Origin of the sequence: Halomonas rhizosphaerae (assembly GCF_030010555.1) — a bacterium.
Taxonomy (GTDB): domain Bacteria; phylum Pseudomonadota; class Gammaproteobacteria; order Pseudomonadales; family Halomonadaceae; genus Halomonas; species Halomonas rhizosphaerae.
Window position 1 is genome coordinate 43,779 of sequence record NZ_JASCQP010000002.1, and the last position, 15,316, is coordinate 59,094.

The 15,316-nt window shown below is 66.4% G+C and carries 13 protein-coding genes; 5 read left to right on the top strand and 8 right to left on the bottom strand.

Annotated elements, in window-relative coordinates:
- The first annotated feature begins 4 nt into the window (after window positions 1-4).
- The 4 genes from QLQ83_RS00220 (at window position 5) to QLQ83_RS00235 (ending at window position 4,214) form a co-directional block, all read left to right on the top strand.
- Window positions 5-838 carry an ABC transporter permease gene (locus tag QLQ83_RS00220; RefSeq protein ID WP_282733583.1) on the top strand — a complete coding sequence of 278 codons (834 nt, stop codon included), beginning with the start codon at window positions 5-7 and terminating at the stop codon, window positions 836-838.
- Window positions 839-915: 77 nt separating this feature from the next.
- The gene (locus QLQ83_RS00225; RefSeq protein WP_282733570.1) at window positions 916-1,788 is read left to right on the top strand and encodes a glycine betaine ABC transporter substrate-binding protein; all 873 of its coding nucleotides are present in this window, start codon (window positions 916-918) and stop codon (window positions 1,786-1,788) included.
- Window positions 1,789-2,062: 274 nt separating this feature from the next.
- Window positions 2,063-2,491: a universal stress protein gene (locus QLQ83_RS00230; protein WP_282733571.1), complete on the top strand. Its 429-nt coding sequence runs from the start codon at window positions 2,063-2,065 to the stop codon at window positions 2,489-2,491.
- A 49-nt stretch (window positions 2,492-2,540) separates the two neighbouring features.
- Window positions 2,541-4,214, top strand: a complete 1,674-nt coding sequence (locus QLQ83_RS00235; RefSeq protein WP_282733572.1) for a BCCT family transporter — start codon at window positions 2,541-2,543, stop codon at window positions 4,212-4,214.
- Between the two features lie 92 nt (window positions 4,215-4,306).
- Here QLQ83_RS00235 and QLQ83_RS00240 read toward each other — a convergent pair whose 3' ends face one another.
- The 5 genes from QLQ83_RS00240 to dctP form a co-directional block, all read right to left on the bottom strand.
- Window positions 4,307-5,032, bottom strand: coding sequence for a 3'-5' exonuclease (locus QLQ83_RS00240; RefSeq protein ID WP_282733573.1), 726 nt, complete (start codon window positions 5,030-5,032; stop codon window positions 4,307-4,309).
- Between the two features lie 7 nt (window positions 5,033-5,039).
- Complete coding sequence (locus QLQ83_RS00245) at window positions 5,040-6,950, bottom strand: DUF294 nucleotidyltransferase-like domain-containing protein (protein WP_282733574.1); 1,911 nt, start codon at window positions 6,948-6,950, stop codon at window positions 5,040-5,042.
- 152 nt (window positions 6,951-7,102) lie between these two features.
- Entirely contained in the window at window positions 7,103-7,495 is a 393-nt protein-coding gene (locus tag QLQ83_RS00250; RefSeq protein WP_282733575.1) for a DUF4168 domain-containing protein, read from the bottom strand.
- A 172-nt stretch (window positions 7,496-7,667) separates the two neighbouring features.
- Window positions 7,668-9,866, bottom strand: a complete 2,199-nt coding sequence (locus tag QLQ83_RS00255) for a TRAP transporter large permease subunit (RefSeq protein WP_282733576.1) — start codon at window positions 9,864-9,866, stop codon at window positions 7,668-7,670.
- Between the two features lie 144 nt (window positions 9,867-10,010).
- Window positions 10,011-11,180, bottom strand: coding sequence for a TRAP transporter substrate-binding protein DctP (dctP, locus tag QLQ83_RS00260; protein ID WP_282733577.1), 1,170 nt, complete (start codon window positions 11,178-11,180; stop codon window positions 10,011-10,013).
- 423 nt (window positions 11,181-11,603) lie between these two features.
- Between dctP and QLQ83_RS00265 the strand changes: the two genes are divergently transcribed.
- Window positions 11,604-12,527, top strand: a complete 924-nt coding sequence (locus QLQ83_RS00265) for a DMT family transporter (RefSeq protein ID WP_282733578.1) — start codon at window positions 11,604-11,606, stop codon at window positions 12,525-12,527.
- Here QLQ83_RS00265 and mtgA read toward each other — a convergent pair.
- The 3 genes from mtgA to QLQ83_RS00280 all read right to left on the bottom strand — a co-directional run bounded on the left by mtgA (window position 12,509) and on the right by QLQ83_RS00280 (window position 15,314).
- On the bottom strand, window positions 12,509-13,210 hold the full coding sequence (mtgA, locus tag QLQ83_RS00270; protein ID WP_282733579.1) for a monofunctional biosynthetic peptidoglycan transglycosylase: 702 nt from the start codon (window positions 13,208-13,210) through the stop codon (window positions 12,509-12,511). The two genes, QLQ83_RS00265 and mtgA, sit on opposite strands and share 19 nt — an antisense overlap.
- 115 nt (window positions 13,211-13,325) lie before the next feature.
- Window positions 13,326-14,180 (bottom strand): S-formylglutathione hydrolase, encoded by an 855-nt coding sequence (gene fghA, locus QLQ83_RS00275; RefSeq protein ID WP_282733580.1) that lies wholly within the window; start codon window positions 14,178-14,180, stop codon window positions 13,326-13,328.
- Window positions 14,181-14,204: 24 nt separating this feature from the next.
- Window positions 14,205-15,314, bottom strand: coding sequence for an S-(hydroxymethyl)glutathione dehydrogenase/class III alcohol dehydrogenase (locus tag QLQ83_RS00280; protein ID WP_282733581.1), 1,110 nt, complete (start codon window positions 15,312-15,314; stop codon window positions 14,205-14,207).
- Window positions 15,315-15,316: the final 2 nt, after the last annotated feature.

A 15,316-nucleotide genomic window follows, 5' to 3' on the forward strand; every position in this document is an offset into this window, starting at 1 on the left:
GGCTATCGAGATTCCGAGCATTCCGCTGGGCGACTGGATCGAGGGCGGCCTCGACTGGCTGACCAGCGAATACTCCATCGTCACCCGCGCCATCTCCCGGGTGACCCAGACCGGCATCGACGTGCTCAACGATGCCCTGATGTGGCTGCCCGAGTGGGGCCTGCTGGCGATCATCGTCGGCCTCTGCTGGTGGGTGGCGAGCCTGCGCCTGGGCATCGGGGCCGCCCTCGGCCTGGCGCTGATCTGGAACCTGGGGCTCTGGGAGCCGATGATCGAGACCCTCACCCTGGTGGTGATCGCCACCTTCGTGGCGGTGGTGATCGCGCTCCCGGTGGGCATTGCCGCGGCGCTCTCGGAGCGGCTCTACAAGACGATCATGCCGGTCCTGGACTTCATGCAGACCATGCCGGCCTTCGTCTACCTGATCCCGGCGATTCCCTTCTTCGGCATCGGCTCGGTGTCGGCGATCTTCGCCACGGTGATCTTCTCCATGCCGCCGGCGATCCGCTTCACGACCCTGGGCATCCGCCAGGTGCCGGTGGAGCTGATCGAGGCCGCCGACGCCTACGGTGCCACCCGCGGCCAGAAGCTGGTCAAGGTGCAGTTGCCGATGTCGCTGCCCACGGTGATGGCCGGCATCAACCAGACCATCATGCTGGCACTCTCCATGGTGGTGATCGCCGCCATGATCGGCGCCGATGGGCTGGGCAGCGAGGTGTGGCGCGCCATCCAGCGCCTGCGCCCGGGTGACGGCTTCGAGGCGGGCATCGCCGTGGTGATCCTGGCCATGCTGCTCGACCGCGTGACCCAGTCCCTGCGCAAGGGCCGCAAGTCCTGATAGTTGAGGCCACCCCTTGAATCCGTCGGGAGGCACCTCCAAGGTAAATGGTTGAACATCAAGAGAAGGGGAACACGATGAACAAGCACCCGCTGAACCGTCGCATCCGTCTCGCCGGCCTGGCCATGGCCGCCGGCACCGCGCTCACCGCCGGTTCCGCCCAGGCCCAGGACAAGGGCAGCGTGCACCTGGCCTACGTGGAATGGTCCTCAGAAGTGGCTTCCACTAACGTGGTGCGCGCCGTACTGGAGCAGGCCGGCTATGAGGTGGAGATGACCTCGCTCTCCGCCGCCGCCATGTGGCAGTCCGTGGCCACCGGTGATGCCGATGCCATCGTCGCCGCCTGGCTGCCCACCACCCACGCCGACTACATGGAGCGCGTGGGCGACGAGGTCGTCGACCTGGGCGTCAACCTGGATGGCACCAAACTCGGCCTGGTGGTGCCGGCCTACAGCGACGTCGATTCCATCGCCGAGCTCAACGACCACGCCGACGACTTCAACGGCGAGATCATTGGCATCGATCCGGGCGCCGGCCTCATGGGGCTGACCGAGGAGGTGGTCGACACCTACGACCTCGACCTGGCCCTGCGCAGCGGCAGCGGTGCCACCATGACCGCCGCCCTGGAAAGCGCCATCAACAACGAGGAAGACGTCGTGGTCACCGGCTGGACGCCGCACTGGAAGTTCGCCCGCTGGGACCTCAAGTACCTCGAGGACCCCGAGAACGTCTACGGCGGCGCCGAGCAGATCCACACCATCGCCCGCCAGGGCCTCGAGGAGGAGATGCCGGAGGCCTACGCCATCCTGGACGCCTTCGAGTGGACCCCGGAGCAGATGGGTGAGGTCATGTTGATGAACCAGGAGGACGACGCCGACCCCTACGAGAACGCCAAGCAGTGGGTCGAGGAGAACCAGGACGTGGTCGAGGAGTGGCTGCCCGAATCGTGAGGGCATGCCGGGCCGCGCCTGATCGGCGAGGCTGACCGCATCGAGCGCAAGGGGAGGCACCACAGGGTGCCTCCCCTTCTCATTGGGGGGGCTCGAATCTCGACGACCCTGTCGCCCGATGCAGACAGGCCCACTGCAATCAACGGCGAGGATGGGTACCATGCCCGCTCGGGATGCGCAGTGCCGCCGTTGAAATGTCGCCTGGCAAGGTGGCGAGGAACGGTCACACTGAACAGACTCGCAGGACCTCTGCGGCCAACAAGGAGATACAGGCATGTTCCACAAGATCATGGTGCCGGTCGACCTGGCACATATCGAGCTGATCGAGCCGTCGCTACAGGCCGTGGCCGACCTCGCTCGCCACTATGATGCCGAGGTCTGCTACGTGGGCGTGACCGCCAATACGCCCGGCAGCGTGGCGCGCACCCCTCAGGAGTACACGCAGAAGCTCGAGGCCTTCGCCCAGGAGCGGCACAAGGTCCACGGCCAGCCGGTCAGCACCCATACCATCGTCAGTCCCGACCCGATCGCCGATCTCGACGACGATCTCATCGAGGCCATCGACGAGGTGGGCGCCGACCTCGTCGTCATGCCGACCCACCCCCCCAAGCATCTGGACGTCATCATGCCTTCCCACGGCGGCAAGGTGGCGACGCACACCAAGGCATCGGTGTTCCTGGTGCGTCCGGGGGCCGGCAAGTAAGCCGAACCAGCAAACGCAAGCACACCAATAACTGCAAGGGAGATGTCTCGTGGCTCAAGATCCCCAAGACGAGAAACCCAAGGAGCCGAGTGCGGGCTCCGAGGGAATTCCCGCCCCGCAGGGGGCGGCGAACCTCATCGATACCGACTATGTGATCGGCCAGGACAACATCACCGCCTCACCGCTGGGCGTGAACGTGGACCTGCATGGCAAGGTCTTCTTGTTCTCCTCGATCGTGATCCTGCTGTTCGTGGTCCTGACGCTGGCCTTGCAGGATCAGATGGAGCCGATCTTCAACAGCATGTTCAGCTTCCTGACCACCAACCTGGGCTGGTTCTTCCTGCTGGGGGCCAACGTCTTCGTGCTCCTGGCGCTAGTGCTGATCTTCACCCCGATGGGCAAGGTGCGCATCGGCGGCGCGGATGCCACGCCGGACTTCGGCTACGCCGGCTGGTTCTCGATGCTGTTCGCCGCGGGCATGGGCATCGGGCTGATGTTCTACGGGGTCTCGGAGCCGCTGGGCCACTATGGCACCGCCATGGGCGGTATCAGCATGGGCGAGGACGGCGTGCGCACTGACTGGGCCCCGCTGGGCGGTGCCGAGGGTGACCAGGCCGGCGCCATCTCGCTGGGCATGGCCGCCACCATCTTCCACTGGGGCCTGCATCCCTGGGGCGCCTACGCCATCGTCGGCCTGTCGCTGGCGATCTTCGCCTTCAACAAGGGCCTGCCACTGACCATGCGCTCGATCTTCTACCCGATCCTGGGCGAGCGCGTGTGGGGCTGGCCGGGCCATGTGATCGACATCCTGGCGGTGTTCGCCACCCTGTTCGGCCTGACCACCTCGCTGGGCATCGGCGCCACCCAGGCGGCCGGTGGCCTCGAGTACCTGTTCGGCATCCCCGCCGGCGACACCACCCTGGTGCTGCTGATCCTGGGGATTACCCTCGTGGCCCTGGGCTCGATCATGCTCGGCGTCGACAAGGGCGTGCAGCGCCTCTCGCAGATCAACATGGTGCTCGCCGCCCTGCTGCTGCTGTTCGTGATCTTCGTCGGCCCGACGCTGATGATCGCTACCGGCGTGCTCGAGAACCTGATCGGCTACGTGACCCACCTGCCGGCGCTCTCCATGCCGTTCGGGCGCGAGGACGCCAACTTCAGCCAGGGCTGGACGGCCTTCTACTGGGCCTGGTGGATCGCCTGGTCGCCCTTCGTCGGCATGTTCATCGCCCGCGTCAGCCGCGGCCGCACCGTGCGCGAGTTCCTGATCTCGGTGCTGCTGGTGCCGTCGATGGCCTCGGTGGTGTGGATGACCGCCTTCGGCACCACTGCCATCGACCAGGTGGTCAATTCCGGCATCACCGACGTGCAGGATGCCGCCCTGGAGCTGCAACTCTTCACCATGCTCGAGCACCTGCCGCTGACCGCCATCACCTCCTTCGTCGGCATCGTGCTGGTGATCGTGTTCTTCATCACCTCCTCCGACTCCGGCTCGCTGGTGATCGACTCCATCACCGCCGGCGGCAAGGTGGACGCTCCCAAGCCCCAGCGTATCTTCTGGGCGCTGATCGAGGGGGCACTGGCCATCGCCCTGCTGCTGGGCGGCGGCCTCGCCGCCCTGCAGACGGCGGCCTTGACCACCGGCCTGCCCTTCACGCTGGTGCTGCTGGTGGGCTGCTACGCCATCGTCAAGGGACTGATGAGCGAACCTCGCGCCAAGTAAGCCCGGCACGCCTCATTGGCGTTCGGCAAGCAACGAAAAGGCGGCCCGTGGGCCGCCTTTTCGCGTGGGGGACTCCCCTGTCGGGCAGGGTCTCAGCTCCAGAGCTCGCCCACCGGGGTCGTCGGGCTATAGTGGCTCGCCACCTGGGCCTGCAGCAGCTCGGCAGTGGCCAGGGCGTCGATAAGCGCATGGTGCCCCGCATAGACGGGCAGGCCGTAGCGCGCGCGGCTGTCGTAGAGGCGGATGGAGGCCGGCGGCCTGCCGATCCAGCGCTTGAAGCGGGCCAGCAGCGACTGGCGGTGGATGCGCGCCTCCAGCGACATGGTATCGATGACCGGGAACATCACGCCCTCCCCCAGCCGCGCCTTCAGTGCGGCGTTCAGGAAGGGCCGCTCGATATGCCGGTAGTGGACCACCACCAGGCGCCCCGTCAGGGCCTCGAGCAACTCGTCGAGGATCTCGCCGAGGTCCGGAGCCCGGGCGATGTCGGCGTGGGTGATGTGATGGAAGGTCACCGACTCCTCGCTCAGCGGGCGCGAGGGGCGCACGACCCAGTAGCGTCGCCGTGACAGGGCGATACGCCCCAGGGTGAAGGGCACCACGCCGATGCTGACGATGGCATGGCGCCGCTCGTCCAGTCCGGTCGTCTCCATGTCCAGGGCCACCATCGGCGCCTCGCCGATGGGGGTCTCGGGGCCCGGTAGCCCGGCGGCGAAATAGCGGGCCAGTCGCGGGTCCCTGGCCGTCTCGGCCCGGCCGGCCAGGTACTCCGGCCAGCCCGGGGTCGGCGGAGACATTCGCGGACGCAGGCGGATCATGGCCACCTCAGCGAGACCGGGAGCGCGACGGCATGGGGTAGCGGAACTTGAGGAACTTCTGGGCGTTGCTCAACACCTGGAAGGCATCCTTGAGGTTGTGGCGCTCGGTGTCGGAGACGTTCTCCGGCTCGATGTTGTTGTCCGGTGCCCGCTCGTGCTCGATATCGATCACGTGATGGCGGATCCGCGACATCGAGAGGAACTCGAGGGCATAGCGCAGCTTCTGGCTCACCCCCGGCGCCAGCAGCTGGGTCCGGTCGATGTCGTCGAGCCGCGCGAAGCTGTTCTGGGCCCGCGACCCGCAGGCCAGGGCATGCACCCGGATCAGGTCCGTCATCGGCGCGGTGCCGCGGCGCTTGAGGTTGATGGAATTGTTGTGCTTGCCGTCCTTTTCCATCACGAAGGTCCGGAAGAAGCCCAGCGGCGGAGTGCGGTTCAGTGCATTGCGCGCCATGGCGGCCAGGAACAGCGGGCTCTTGTGGGCCCGGCTGGCCACCAGGTCCTGGAGCTGCTCGACGAAGGCATTCTCGCCGTGCACGGCGTCCAGGTCGAAGAAGATCGAGCTGTGCAGCAGACGCTCCGGGGAGGGGTGATCGATCCAGTCACGGAAGTACTGCTTCCATACCGACAGGGGCTGGCGCCAGCGGTCGTTGGTGGCCATGATGTCGCCCTTGCAGTAGGGGTAGCCGCAGGCATCCAGGCCGTCGCTGACGCGCTGGGCCAGCGCCAGGAAGTAGGCATCGTGGCGCTCGGGGTCGAAGTCGTCGGCGAGCACCAGGGCATTGTCCTGGTCGGTGACGATGGACTGCTCGTTGCGCGCCATGGAGCCCAGCGCCATGAAGCAGTAGCTCACCGGCGGGGGGCCCAGCTCCTCCTCGGCCAGTTCCAGCAGCCGGCGCGTGAAGCTGCGCCCGATGGTGGAGAGCGCGCTGCCCACCATGCGCGAGTCGGCGCCCTCCTCGACCATGCGCACGAAGGCGGCACGCACGTCGGGCGCCAACCGCGCCAGGCCATCGACGCTGGACTGGTGGAAGATGTTGCTCACCAGGTAGAGGCTGCTGCCAGTCTCGTAGCGGATGATGTCGGAAAGATGCACGATCCCCACGGGGTGGCGACGGTGCATCACCGGCAGGTGATGGATATTGTTGCGCAGCATGCACAACATCGCCTCGTGCACCGACTCATCGGACTGGATGGCGATCAGACGGGGACCGATCACCTCCCCCACCGGCGTCTCGGGGGAGCGACCCTCGGCCACCACATGCTTGCGGAAGTCGCTGTCGGTGAGGATGCCTCGCACCTGCCAGTGGCGATCCTCGCTGTCGCGGAAGGTGTAGCGAGGGGTATCGCCGGGGGCGTCGAGCACCAGCACCGCCGAGGCGCCGAACTCGGTGATCTGGCGGGCGGCCTCCTGCACCGTGGTGCTGGCCTCGACCATCACCGGGTAGCGGGTCAGCAGCTTGCGCACCCGGGTGATCATCATGTCGCTGTTCTTCTTCTGCTCCTTGACCGTCGACTCCAGGCGCGGCCGCTCGAGCTCGACGAAGTCGGCGAAGTTGTCGTCGGCCTCGCAGAGCCGCTGGAAGGCGGACTCGGGGATGAAGTAGATCAGGCAGTCTTCCATGGCCCGGGCCGGGAAGCGGGTGCGATGATTCCGCAGCAGGCTGAAGTGGCCGAAGATATCGCCCTCGCCGAGGCGATTGTAGAGTTCGCCGCCGCGGCGATAGACCTCCACGGCGCCGCTGCGGATGTAGCAAAACTCATGGACCTCCTGATCGAGCACCAGGATATCGCTGCCGGCCTTGAAGTAGGCCACCTCCACGCTGCCTGCCACCTCGTCGAGCAACTCGTCGGAGAGCCCCTCGAAAGGGGGGAAGCGCCCCAGGTGCTGGCGGATCTCAAGCAGTTCCACGTCCATGCGTCACGCTCCCGCCCGTTACATGTATGGCACCAGTCTGGAATGGCCGCACGGGGCTGTAAAGAGGACAGGGACGAGCGACAGACACGAAGAGGGCCACCCCGTAGGGTGGCCCTCGTCTGCCGATCGAGTCGGCGGAGATCTGCCCGTGCTTAGGACTCGGCCATTTCCTGCACGCGCTGCATCATCTCCGGGTCTTGCTGGATGGCCTGGCCAATGGCGTTGAAGGTATCCACGTCGAGACCGCTGTCCTCGACCACTTCGACCATCTTGTCGTTGGCTTCCATGCGCACTTCCTGCTGGGCTTGCTCATCCTCTGCCGCCTGCAGCTCCTCGGTGTACTCCTGGGAGATCACGGCGATCTCTTGGGAGGCGTCGGCAAACTGCTGCAGTTGCTCATCGGAGAAGTCCTGGGCCGGCGCCTGGGCCTGCGGCTGTTCCGCAGCGGCCGGGTCCTGGCTCTGCTGGGTTTCCTGAGCCTGCACGGCGGCAGCCATACCGAGAGAGAGAAGTGCGGCCGAGAACAGAGCAGTCATCCGTTGCATGAATACCTCCAGGGTGTTGCGTTGTGAATGTGCCCCCCTGTGACGCCCCCCGGAAGCGCGAGTTCAGACTATCTCGTAACCAAATGTAAAACTTAGGGATATTCCCATGCCCACGAAAAGGCGCTCCCCGCAGGGAGCGCCTCTGGTGGCTTGCCGGGGCGAGCGCCTGGCATCAGCCATAGGCCAGGTTCGGCAGCCAGGTCACCAGCGCCGGGAAGAGGATCACCAGCAGCAGTCCCACCGCCTGGATCCCCAGGAAGGGGAAGGAGGAGCGGAAGATCTGCGCCATGGTGATATGCGGCGGACAGACGCCCTTGATGTAGAAGAGCGCATAGCCGAACGGCGGGCTGAGGAAGGACATCTGCATGTTGACCAGGTAGATGACGCCGAACCACAGCGAGACATCGGCAGGGTCGACGCCGGGCAGGCCGAACACGCCGTCGAAGGTGAGACCCTTGATCAGCGGCACGAAGATCGGCACCGCCAGCAGCAGGATGCCCACCCAGTCGAGGAACATGCCCAGGGCCACCAGCAGCACCATCATCAGGGCCAGCACCGCATAGGGGCCGAGGCCCGCGCCGGAGATCAGCTCCTGCACGAAGGTCTGGCCGCCCTGCAGGATATAGAAGCCGACGAAGATGCTGGCACCGAAGATGATCCACATCACCATCGCCGAGGCGACCAGAGTGGTCATGCAGGCGGCATGCAGGTTGGGCCAGGTGAGGCGCTTGTGCATCGCGGCCACCACCAGGGCGCCGAAGGTACCGATGCCGGCCGCCTCCACCGGGGTGGCGATGCCGGTGAAGATGATGCCCAGCACCAGTACCACCAGGACGATCGGTGCCAGCATATTGCGCAGCAGGCGCAGCTTCTCCTTCATGTCGACCCGGTCCTCGACCGGCATCGGCGGCGCCATCTTGACGTTCAGGGTGCCGCGCATCCAGCAGTAGAAGCCGTACATGAAGGCCAGCAGCAGGCCGGGGATCAGCGAGCCCAGGTAGAGCTCGCCCACCGACTGCTGGGCAATGACGCCGTAGATGATGGCGAGTATCGACGGCGGGATCAGGATACCCAGGGTGCCGCCGGCCATGATCGAACCGATGGCGATCTCCGGGTCGTAGTTACGCTTGAGCATCGCCGGCAGGGCGATCAGGCCCATGGTCACCACCGCGGCCCCGATCACGCCCACCATGGCGGCCAGCAGCGTGGAGGCGATGACGGTGGCGATGGCCAGGCCCGCCTTGAGGCCGCCCATCCACTTGTAGACGACGTCGAACAGCTCCTCGATGATGCCCGCCTTCTCCAGCACCGAGGCCATGAAGATGAACAGCGGGATGGCCGAGAGCTGGTAGTTGGTCATCATCGGGAAGATGCGCGAGGGCATCAGGTTGAGCATGTCCTGGGTGCCGACCAGGTAGAGGAAGCAGACCCCCAGGCCGCCGGTGACGAAGGCCAGCGGAAGGCCCGCCACCAGCACCACCATCAGGGTGCCGAACATCACCAGGGTCAGGCCACCGATGCCCACGTTGGCCAGGGCTCCCTCGAGGCTGCCCGCCAGGCTCTCGTAGTCGGTGGTGGCGATGTTGACCATCTCGAACAGGGTCCACGCCGCCAGGATGGCCCCCGCCGCGACCAGCAGGGTGGAGAAGGTGCGGCTGCCGTCATGCATCCGACGATGGTGCCGGAAGGCCTGGAAGTCGCGGATCAGCTGGGCGATGCCCTGGAGCAGCAGCAGCAGCGCGCCGAAGAAGAGCATGAACTTCACCGGGTAGAACTGTATCGCCCACTCGGTGAAGGAGGTCTCGTTGGCGTAGCTTGAGCCGAAGAAGAAGCGGTCGCTCACCGATTGTGAGAAGAACTTCCATCCGGTCACCAGCAGGGCGAGGGTGAAGATGAAGAAGAACACCGAGGTCAGCAGGTCCAGCGCCGCCTTGTTCACCGGCCTGGCCCGCGTGTAGAGGATGTCCACACGCACGTGCCCACCCTCGCGCAGGGCGAAGGCCCCGGCGATAAGGTACTGCATGCCGAACATCAGGGTCATCGATTCGTGGGCCCAGTTGGTCGGCGAGTTGAAGGCATAGCGCATCAGCACTTCGTAGGCGAAGACGAAGGGGGCGATCAGCGCCCAGTAGGCCACGTAGCGGCCGAAGAACCCGGAAATGCGATCGATAACGGCGGTGAACAGGTTGCCGGGGGGCTGGTAGGCGACCTCGGCGGCCTCGCCGGCGGGGATCTCGGCGGTGTCACCGCCGCTGATGGTGCCGCCGCGGCGGAAGCTGCGGTCGACGAGCAACATCACCACGAGGGGCAGGAAGAACAGTACCGACCAGTAGAGCCAGTGCGGCAGAACGAAATTGATCTCAAGATTCATGGAAACTCCTCCGCGATACCATCGCCTCCCGGCGATGGTGACGGATCATCGAGCCGACGGGATGCGGGATTGAGAGTTGTGCCCTATGCAAACCGGGCGCTGCGGCCCTCGGCCGACAACACCCGGAGTGGTCGAGCAGACGGGTCAGACGTTGAGTTCGTAGTCCTTGATGTCGTCCTCGGTGATCAGCGCCACCGCGGGGTCCATCATGGTGTCGAGATGCACCTTGAAGAGCCGCGCGGCATCCGGGTCCTTGTTGGCCCACTTGAACCACAGCGGGATGGCGACCTCGCGGAAGCGGGTGGCATCCTCCTCGGAGAGGTGGATGATCTCCACGCCCTTCTCGCGGTACTTGGGCCAGGCCTCGGCGTTGGCCTTCTGGATCGCCGCATAGTGCTCCCGGGAGTAGGCCGCCACCAGGTCGTGCATCAGGTCCTGGGTCTGGGAGGACATCCGCTCGAAGATGCGACGGCTGACGGCGATGTCCATCAGGTCGACGGACTGGTGCAGGCAGGGCGTGGAGGGCGGCCCCATGATGATGTAGTCGGCCACCTGCCAGAAGCCCAGCTCGTAGTTGACCGCGGCACCGGTGAAGTCGGCGGCATCGATGGTGCCCTTCTCCAGGGCCGGATAGACCTCGGAACCCGGCAGCAGGGTGGTTCGGGCGCCCACGGCGGCGAAGGTCTCGGCGACGATGCCCCCGGGCATGCGGAGCTTGATACCGTCGAAGTCATCGAAGCTGCGCAGCGGCTTCTTGGAGTGGATCAGGTTCAGGTCATGGTGGACATAGCCCAACAGTTCCTGGCCCTGCTTGCGGTAGAGGTCCTTGGCGATGTCGAAGCCACCGTAGGCGCCAAACATCATGTCCCACTGGTGGGGCAGCGACAGGCCCATGGGGAAGGCGGTGAGGAACACGCCGGCCGGCATCTTGCCGGCCCAGTAGACGGTGAACCAGTTCTGGCCATCGAGCACGTTGTTGCGCACGGCATCGGCGACCTCGAAGGCACCGGCCACGGCCCCGGCGGGGAAGGGCTCGATGTTGACCTCGCCGCTGGTCGCCTCGGCGACGCCCTTGGCCCAGGCCTCGAAGGTGCGATAGCCGACGGTACCCGGCTGCCAGGAGGACTGCATGCGGATGCGGATGCCCTCCTGCGCCTGGACGTTGCCGATCCAGGGGGCCGCCACGGCCGCCGCCGACCCGACGGCCGCGGCCTTCAGGAAGTTACGCCGGCTCGGGGTCTTGAACTCCTTGAGGACTTTCGTGTTGTCGTTGTCGACGGAAGAGATGCTTGACGGCTGCTTGTCGTCTTGCATGTCATGGACTCCTGGTTGGGTCGCGAGCCCGCACTCATATGAGCGGGCATCAACGGGATCTTGTTGTTTTCCTCCCTGCGCCATCTCGCGTGCCTGCTCGTTCTGGCGACCGACCGGCACGCAGGGCCCGCTATCCTTATGGGCCTCAGGGAAGATTCCATATATCTGGAAACGTCTTCCATGGCGAAAGCTAGCGAAAAGCCGCCCCCCGGCCAATAGCGACTTTCAACGCAAGCCGCCGTCGGACATTGGTCAGACCAAGCGTTCACGCGTGGCAAGACCCTGTCTATTCAGGCAAAATCATGGTCTTACCAATTTTCCGGCGTCGCCGCGTCTACTACCAAAGCACGAGCCGCGAGGGTGGCATCCCGTGCCACGGGCCGCGATGATGCCCCCACCCCCTGACCCTGGAAGCCCTTTGCCATGACATCGGAACGTCACCGCCAGTCCTGGCTGGCTGCCATGCCCATCCTCTTCGTGGCGCTGTGGAGCACCGGCTTCATCGGCGCCAAGTTCGGCCTGCCCCATGCCGAGCCCTTCACCTTCCTGTTCGTGCGCTTCGTGCTGACCCTGGCCCTGCTGGTCCCGCTGGTCGTGCTGCTGCGAGCGGGCTGGCCACAGGGGCCCCGGCTGTGGGGGCATATCGCCATCTCCGGCCTGCTGGTCCACGGGGCCTACCTGGGCGGCGTCTTCTACGGCATCTACCAGGGCATGCCGGCGGGCCTGGCCGCACTGCTGGTGGGGCTGCAGCCACTGCTGACCGCCGGGCTTGCCGGTCCCCTGCTGGGCGAGCGGCTGGGGCGCCTGCAGTGGCTGGGACTGGTGATGGGGCTCGTCGGCATCGCCCTGGTGCTGGGCGGCAAGCTCGACCCGGGCGAGATGCTGTTCCAGGGGTTCGGTCTCGGGGCGCTGGCCAGCGTAACGGTGGCGCTGGTCGGCATCTCGCTGGGCACCCTCTACCAGAAGCGGTTCTGCACCGGCATGCCGCTGCTCTCCGGCACCGTGGTGCAGTATCTCGGTGCCGGGACGCTGCTGGGCCTGGGCGCCCTGCTGTTCGAGACCAGGGAGATCGACTGGGCGCCCACCTTCCTGCTGACCCTGGCCTGGCTGGTGCTGGTGCTCTCCATCTCCGCCATCCTGCTGCTGATGGCACTGATCAAGCGCGGCGAGGCGTCGCGGGTGGCCAGCCTCTTCTATCTGGTCCCGCCGGTGACGGCGCTGGAGGCGTGGTGGCTGTTCGACGAGCGCCTGCCGCCCTTGTCGCTTGCCGGCATGGCCATCGCCATCGCCGGCGTGGTGCTGGTGGTGAGAAGCGGGCCCGGCAGCCCTCAGAGCCGCTCGAGATAGCCGGTGCCGCCGAGGTTGCGCATCTGCTGGCGGATCCAGGCGCTGCGCCGCTCCACCTGGGGGCCGGGGCGCGCCGCATCACGGCCGCGGGGGTCGGGCAGGATCGCCGCCAGCCGGCTGGCCTGGGCCTCGCTGAGCTGGCCGGCGGCGACGCCGAAGTAGTGGCGTGAGGCGGCCTCGAGGCCGAACACCCCGCTGTCCCACTCGACGATGTTGAGGTAGACCTCAAGGATGCGCTGCTTGGGCCACAGCCCCTCGATCAGCAGGGTGAACCAGGCCTCCAGCCCCTTGCGCACCCAGCTGCGCCCGGTCCACAGGAAGAGGTTCTTGGCGGTCTGCTGGCTGATGGTGCTGGCCCCGCGCAGGCGCCCCCCGTTGCGGCTGGCCTCCCAGGCGCGGCGCATCTCGCCCAGATCGAAGCCGTGATGGAGCGGGAAGCGCTGGTCCTCGGCGGCGATCACCGCCAGCTTGGCGTGGTCGGAGAGGCGTTGCCAGGGCTGCCACTGGTGGCGGATGTCGAGGGATTCCCCGGCGATCCAGGACTGGACCTTGCGCTCCACCATCACCATGGAGCCGAACACCGGCACCACGCGAAGCAGCAGCACCAGCACCAGGGAACACACCACGAAGCCCAGCAGGGTACGCCACAGCACCCGCCAGGCCCGCTGCCGCCACTCCCTCATTGCGTGTCTCGCTCGGCCATGGGCTCCCCTCGCCGCTCGGTGAATGCCGCCAGTATAACGACGCTGCCTCCCCGAAGGGAGGCAGCCTGTCATCCTGGTGCGGGCATGCGCCCGCTCAGCGCTTGTTCAGTCGTTCGGCGTGGTAGCGCAGGTGCTCCTCGATGAAGGTGGCGATGAAGAAGTAGCTGTGGTCATAGCCCGGCTGGCGCCGCAGGGTCAGCGGGTGGTCATGCTCGGCGCATACCGCCTCGAGCCGCTCGGGGCAGAGCTGCTCCTCGAGGAAGTCGTCGGCCTCGCCCTGGTCAATGAACAGCGGCTGGCTCGAGGCCCCGCGGGCCACCAGTTCGCAGGCATCGTACTGGGTCCAGAGGCCGCGGTCCTCCCCCAGGTAGCCGGAGAAGGCCTTCTGCCCCCAGGGGCACTCGCTGGGATTGACGACCGGCGCGAAGGCCGATACCGAGCGGTAGTGCCCGGGACGGCGCAGGGCCATCACCAGGGCACCGTGTCCGCCCATGGAGTGGCCGCTGATCGACTCTCGGCCGTTGACCGGGAAGTGCTGGCGCACCACCGAGGGCAGCTCCTCGGCCACGTAGTCATACATGCGATAGTGCTTCTTCCAGGGCTCCCGGGTGGCATTGACGTAGAAGCCGGCGCCGCTGCCGAAGTCGTAGCTGTCATCCTCGCCCGGCAGGTCGGTGCCCCGCGGGCTGGTATCCGGACAGACGATGGCGATGCCGAGCTCGGCGGCAACCCCATGGGCGCCGGCCTTCTGCATGAAGTTCTCGTCGGTGCAGGTCAGCCCGGAGAGCCACCACAGCAGCGGTACCCGACCGGCCTCGGCCTGGGGCGGCAGGTAGATGGAGAAGGTCATCTCGCAGTCCAGTGCCCGGGAGCGGTGGCGATAGCGCTTGTGCCAGCCACCGAAGCTCTTGTTGGCCGAGACCAGTTCGAGGTGTTCGGTCATGGTCATGGTGTCAGGCTCCTGATCGATGGCTCAGTAGTGCAGGACGGTGCGGATGCTCTCGCCGCGGTGCAGCAGCTCGAAGGCTTCGTTGATCTTCTCGAAGGGCAGGTCGTGGGTGATGAAGTCGTCGATGTTGATCTCGCCGTTCATGTAGCGCTCCACGTAGCCCGGCAGCTCGGTCCGCCCCTTCACGCCACCGAAGGCGGAGCCCTTCCAGACCCGCCCGGTAACCAGCTGGAACGGCCGCGTGCTGATCTCCTCGCCGGCGCCGGCCACGCCGATGATCACCGACTCGCCCCAGCCCTTGTGGCAGCACTCCAGCGCCGAGCGCATGACGTTGACGTTGCCGATGCACTCGAAGGAGTAGTCGACGCCGCCATCGGTCAGGTCGACGATCACCTGCTGGATGGGGTCGCTGTACTCCTTGGGATTGACGAAGTCGGTGGCGCCGAACTGCTCGGCCAGTTTGAACTTCTCCGGGTTGACGTCGATGGCGATGATCCGCGCGGCCTTGGCCATCACCGCGCCCTGGATCACCGCCAGGCCGATGGCGCCCAGGCCGAAGACGGCGACGGTACTGCCCGGCTCCACCTTGGCGGTGTTCATCACCGCGCCGATGCCGGTGGTCACGCCGCAGCCCAGCAGGCAGATCTTGTCCATCGGCGCCGCCTTGGAGACCACGGCCAGCGAGACCTCGGGCAGCACCGTGTACTCGCTGAAGGTGGAGGTGCCCATGTAGTGGTGCAGCATCTGGCCGTCCAGCGAGAAGCGCGAGGTGCCATCCGGCATCACGCCCTTGCCCTGGGTGGCGCGCACCGCGCTGCACAGGTTGGTCTTGCCCGAGAGGCAGAACTTGCACTGGCCGCACTCGGCGGTATAGAGCGGGATGACGTGATCGCCGGGCTTGACGCTGGTGACGCCCTCGCCCACCTCCTGGACGACGCCGGCCCCCTCGTGGCCCAGCACCGCCGGGAAGTTGCCCTCCGGGTCGGCACCGGAGAGGGTAAAGGCATCGGTGTGGCAAACGCTGGTGGCGGCGATCTTCACCAGCACCTCGCCGGCCTTGGGGCCCTCGACGTCGATCTCGACCAGCTCCAGGGGCTTGCCGGCTTCCATGGCGACGGCGGCACGTGACTTCATGG

What these genes read in the sequence shown, in the direction of transcription:
- QLQ83_RS00225 (WP_282733570.1), top strand. Translation starts at nt 916, where the DNA reads ATGAACAAGCACCCGCTGAACCGTCGCATCCGTCTCGCCGGCCTGGCC.
- QLQ83_RS00230 (WP_282733571.1), top strand. Translation starts at nt 2,063, where the DNA reads ATGTTCCACAAGATCATGGTGCCGGTCGACCTGGCACATATCGAGCTG.
- QLQ83_RS00240 (WP_282733573.1), bottom strand. Translation starts at nt 5,032, where the DNA reads ATGATCCGCCTGCGTCCGCGAATGTCTCCGCCGACCCCGGGCTGGCCG.
- QLQ83_RS00245 (WP_282733574.1), bottom strand. Translation starts at nt 6,950, where the DNA reads ATGGACGTGGAACTGCTTGAGATCCGCCAGCACCTGGGGCGCTTCCCC.
- QLQ83_RS00250 (WP_282733575.1), bottom strand. Translation starts at nt 7,495, where the DNA reads ATGCAACGGATGACTGCTCTGTTCTCGGCCGCACTTCTCTCTCTCGGT.
- QLQ83_RS00255 (WP_282733576.1), bottom strand. Translation starts at nt 9,866, where the DNA reads ATGAATCTTGAGATCAATTTCGTTCTGCCGCACTGGCTCTACTGGTCG.
- dctP (WP_282733577.1), bottom strand. Translation starts at nt 11,180, where the DNA reads ATGCAAGACGACAAGCAGCCGTCAAGCATCTCTTCCGTCGACAACGAC.
- QLQ83_RS00265 (WP_282733578.1), top strand. Translation starts at nt 11,604, where the DNA reads ATGACATCGGAACGTCACCGCCAGTCCTGGCTGGCTGCCATGCCCATC.
- mtgA (WP_282733579.1), bottom strand. Translation starts at nt 13,210, where the DNA reads ATGAGGGAGTGGCGGCAGCGGGCCTGGCGGGTGCTGTGGCGTACCCTG.
- fghA (WP_282733580.1), bottom strand. Translation starts at nt 14,180, where the DNA reads ATGACCATGACCGAACACCTCGAACTGGTCTCGGCCAACAAGAGCTTC.
- QLQ83_RS00280 (WP_282733581.1), bottom strand. Translation starts at nt 15,314, where the DNA reads ATGAAGTCACGTGCCGCCGTCGCCATGGAAGCCGGCAAGCCCCTGGAG.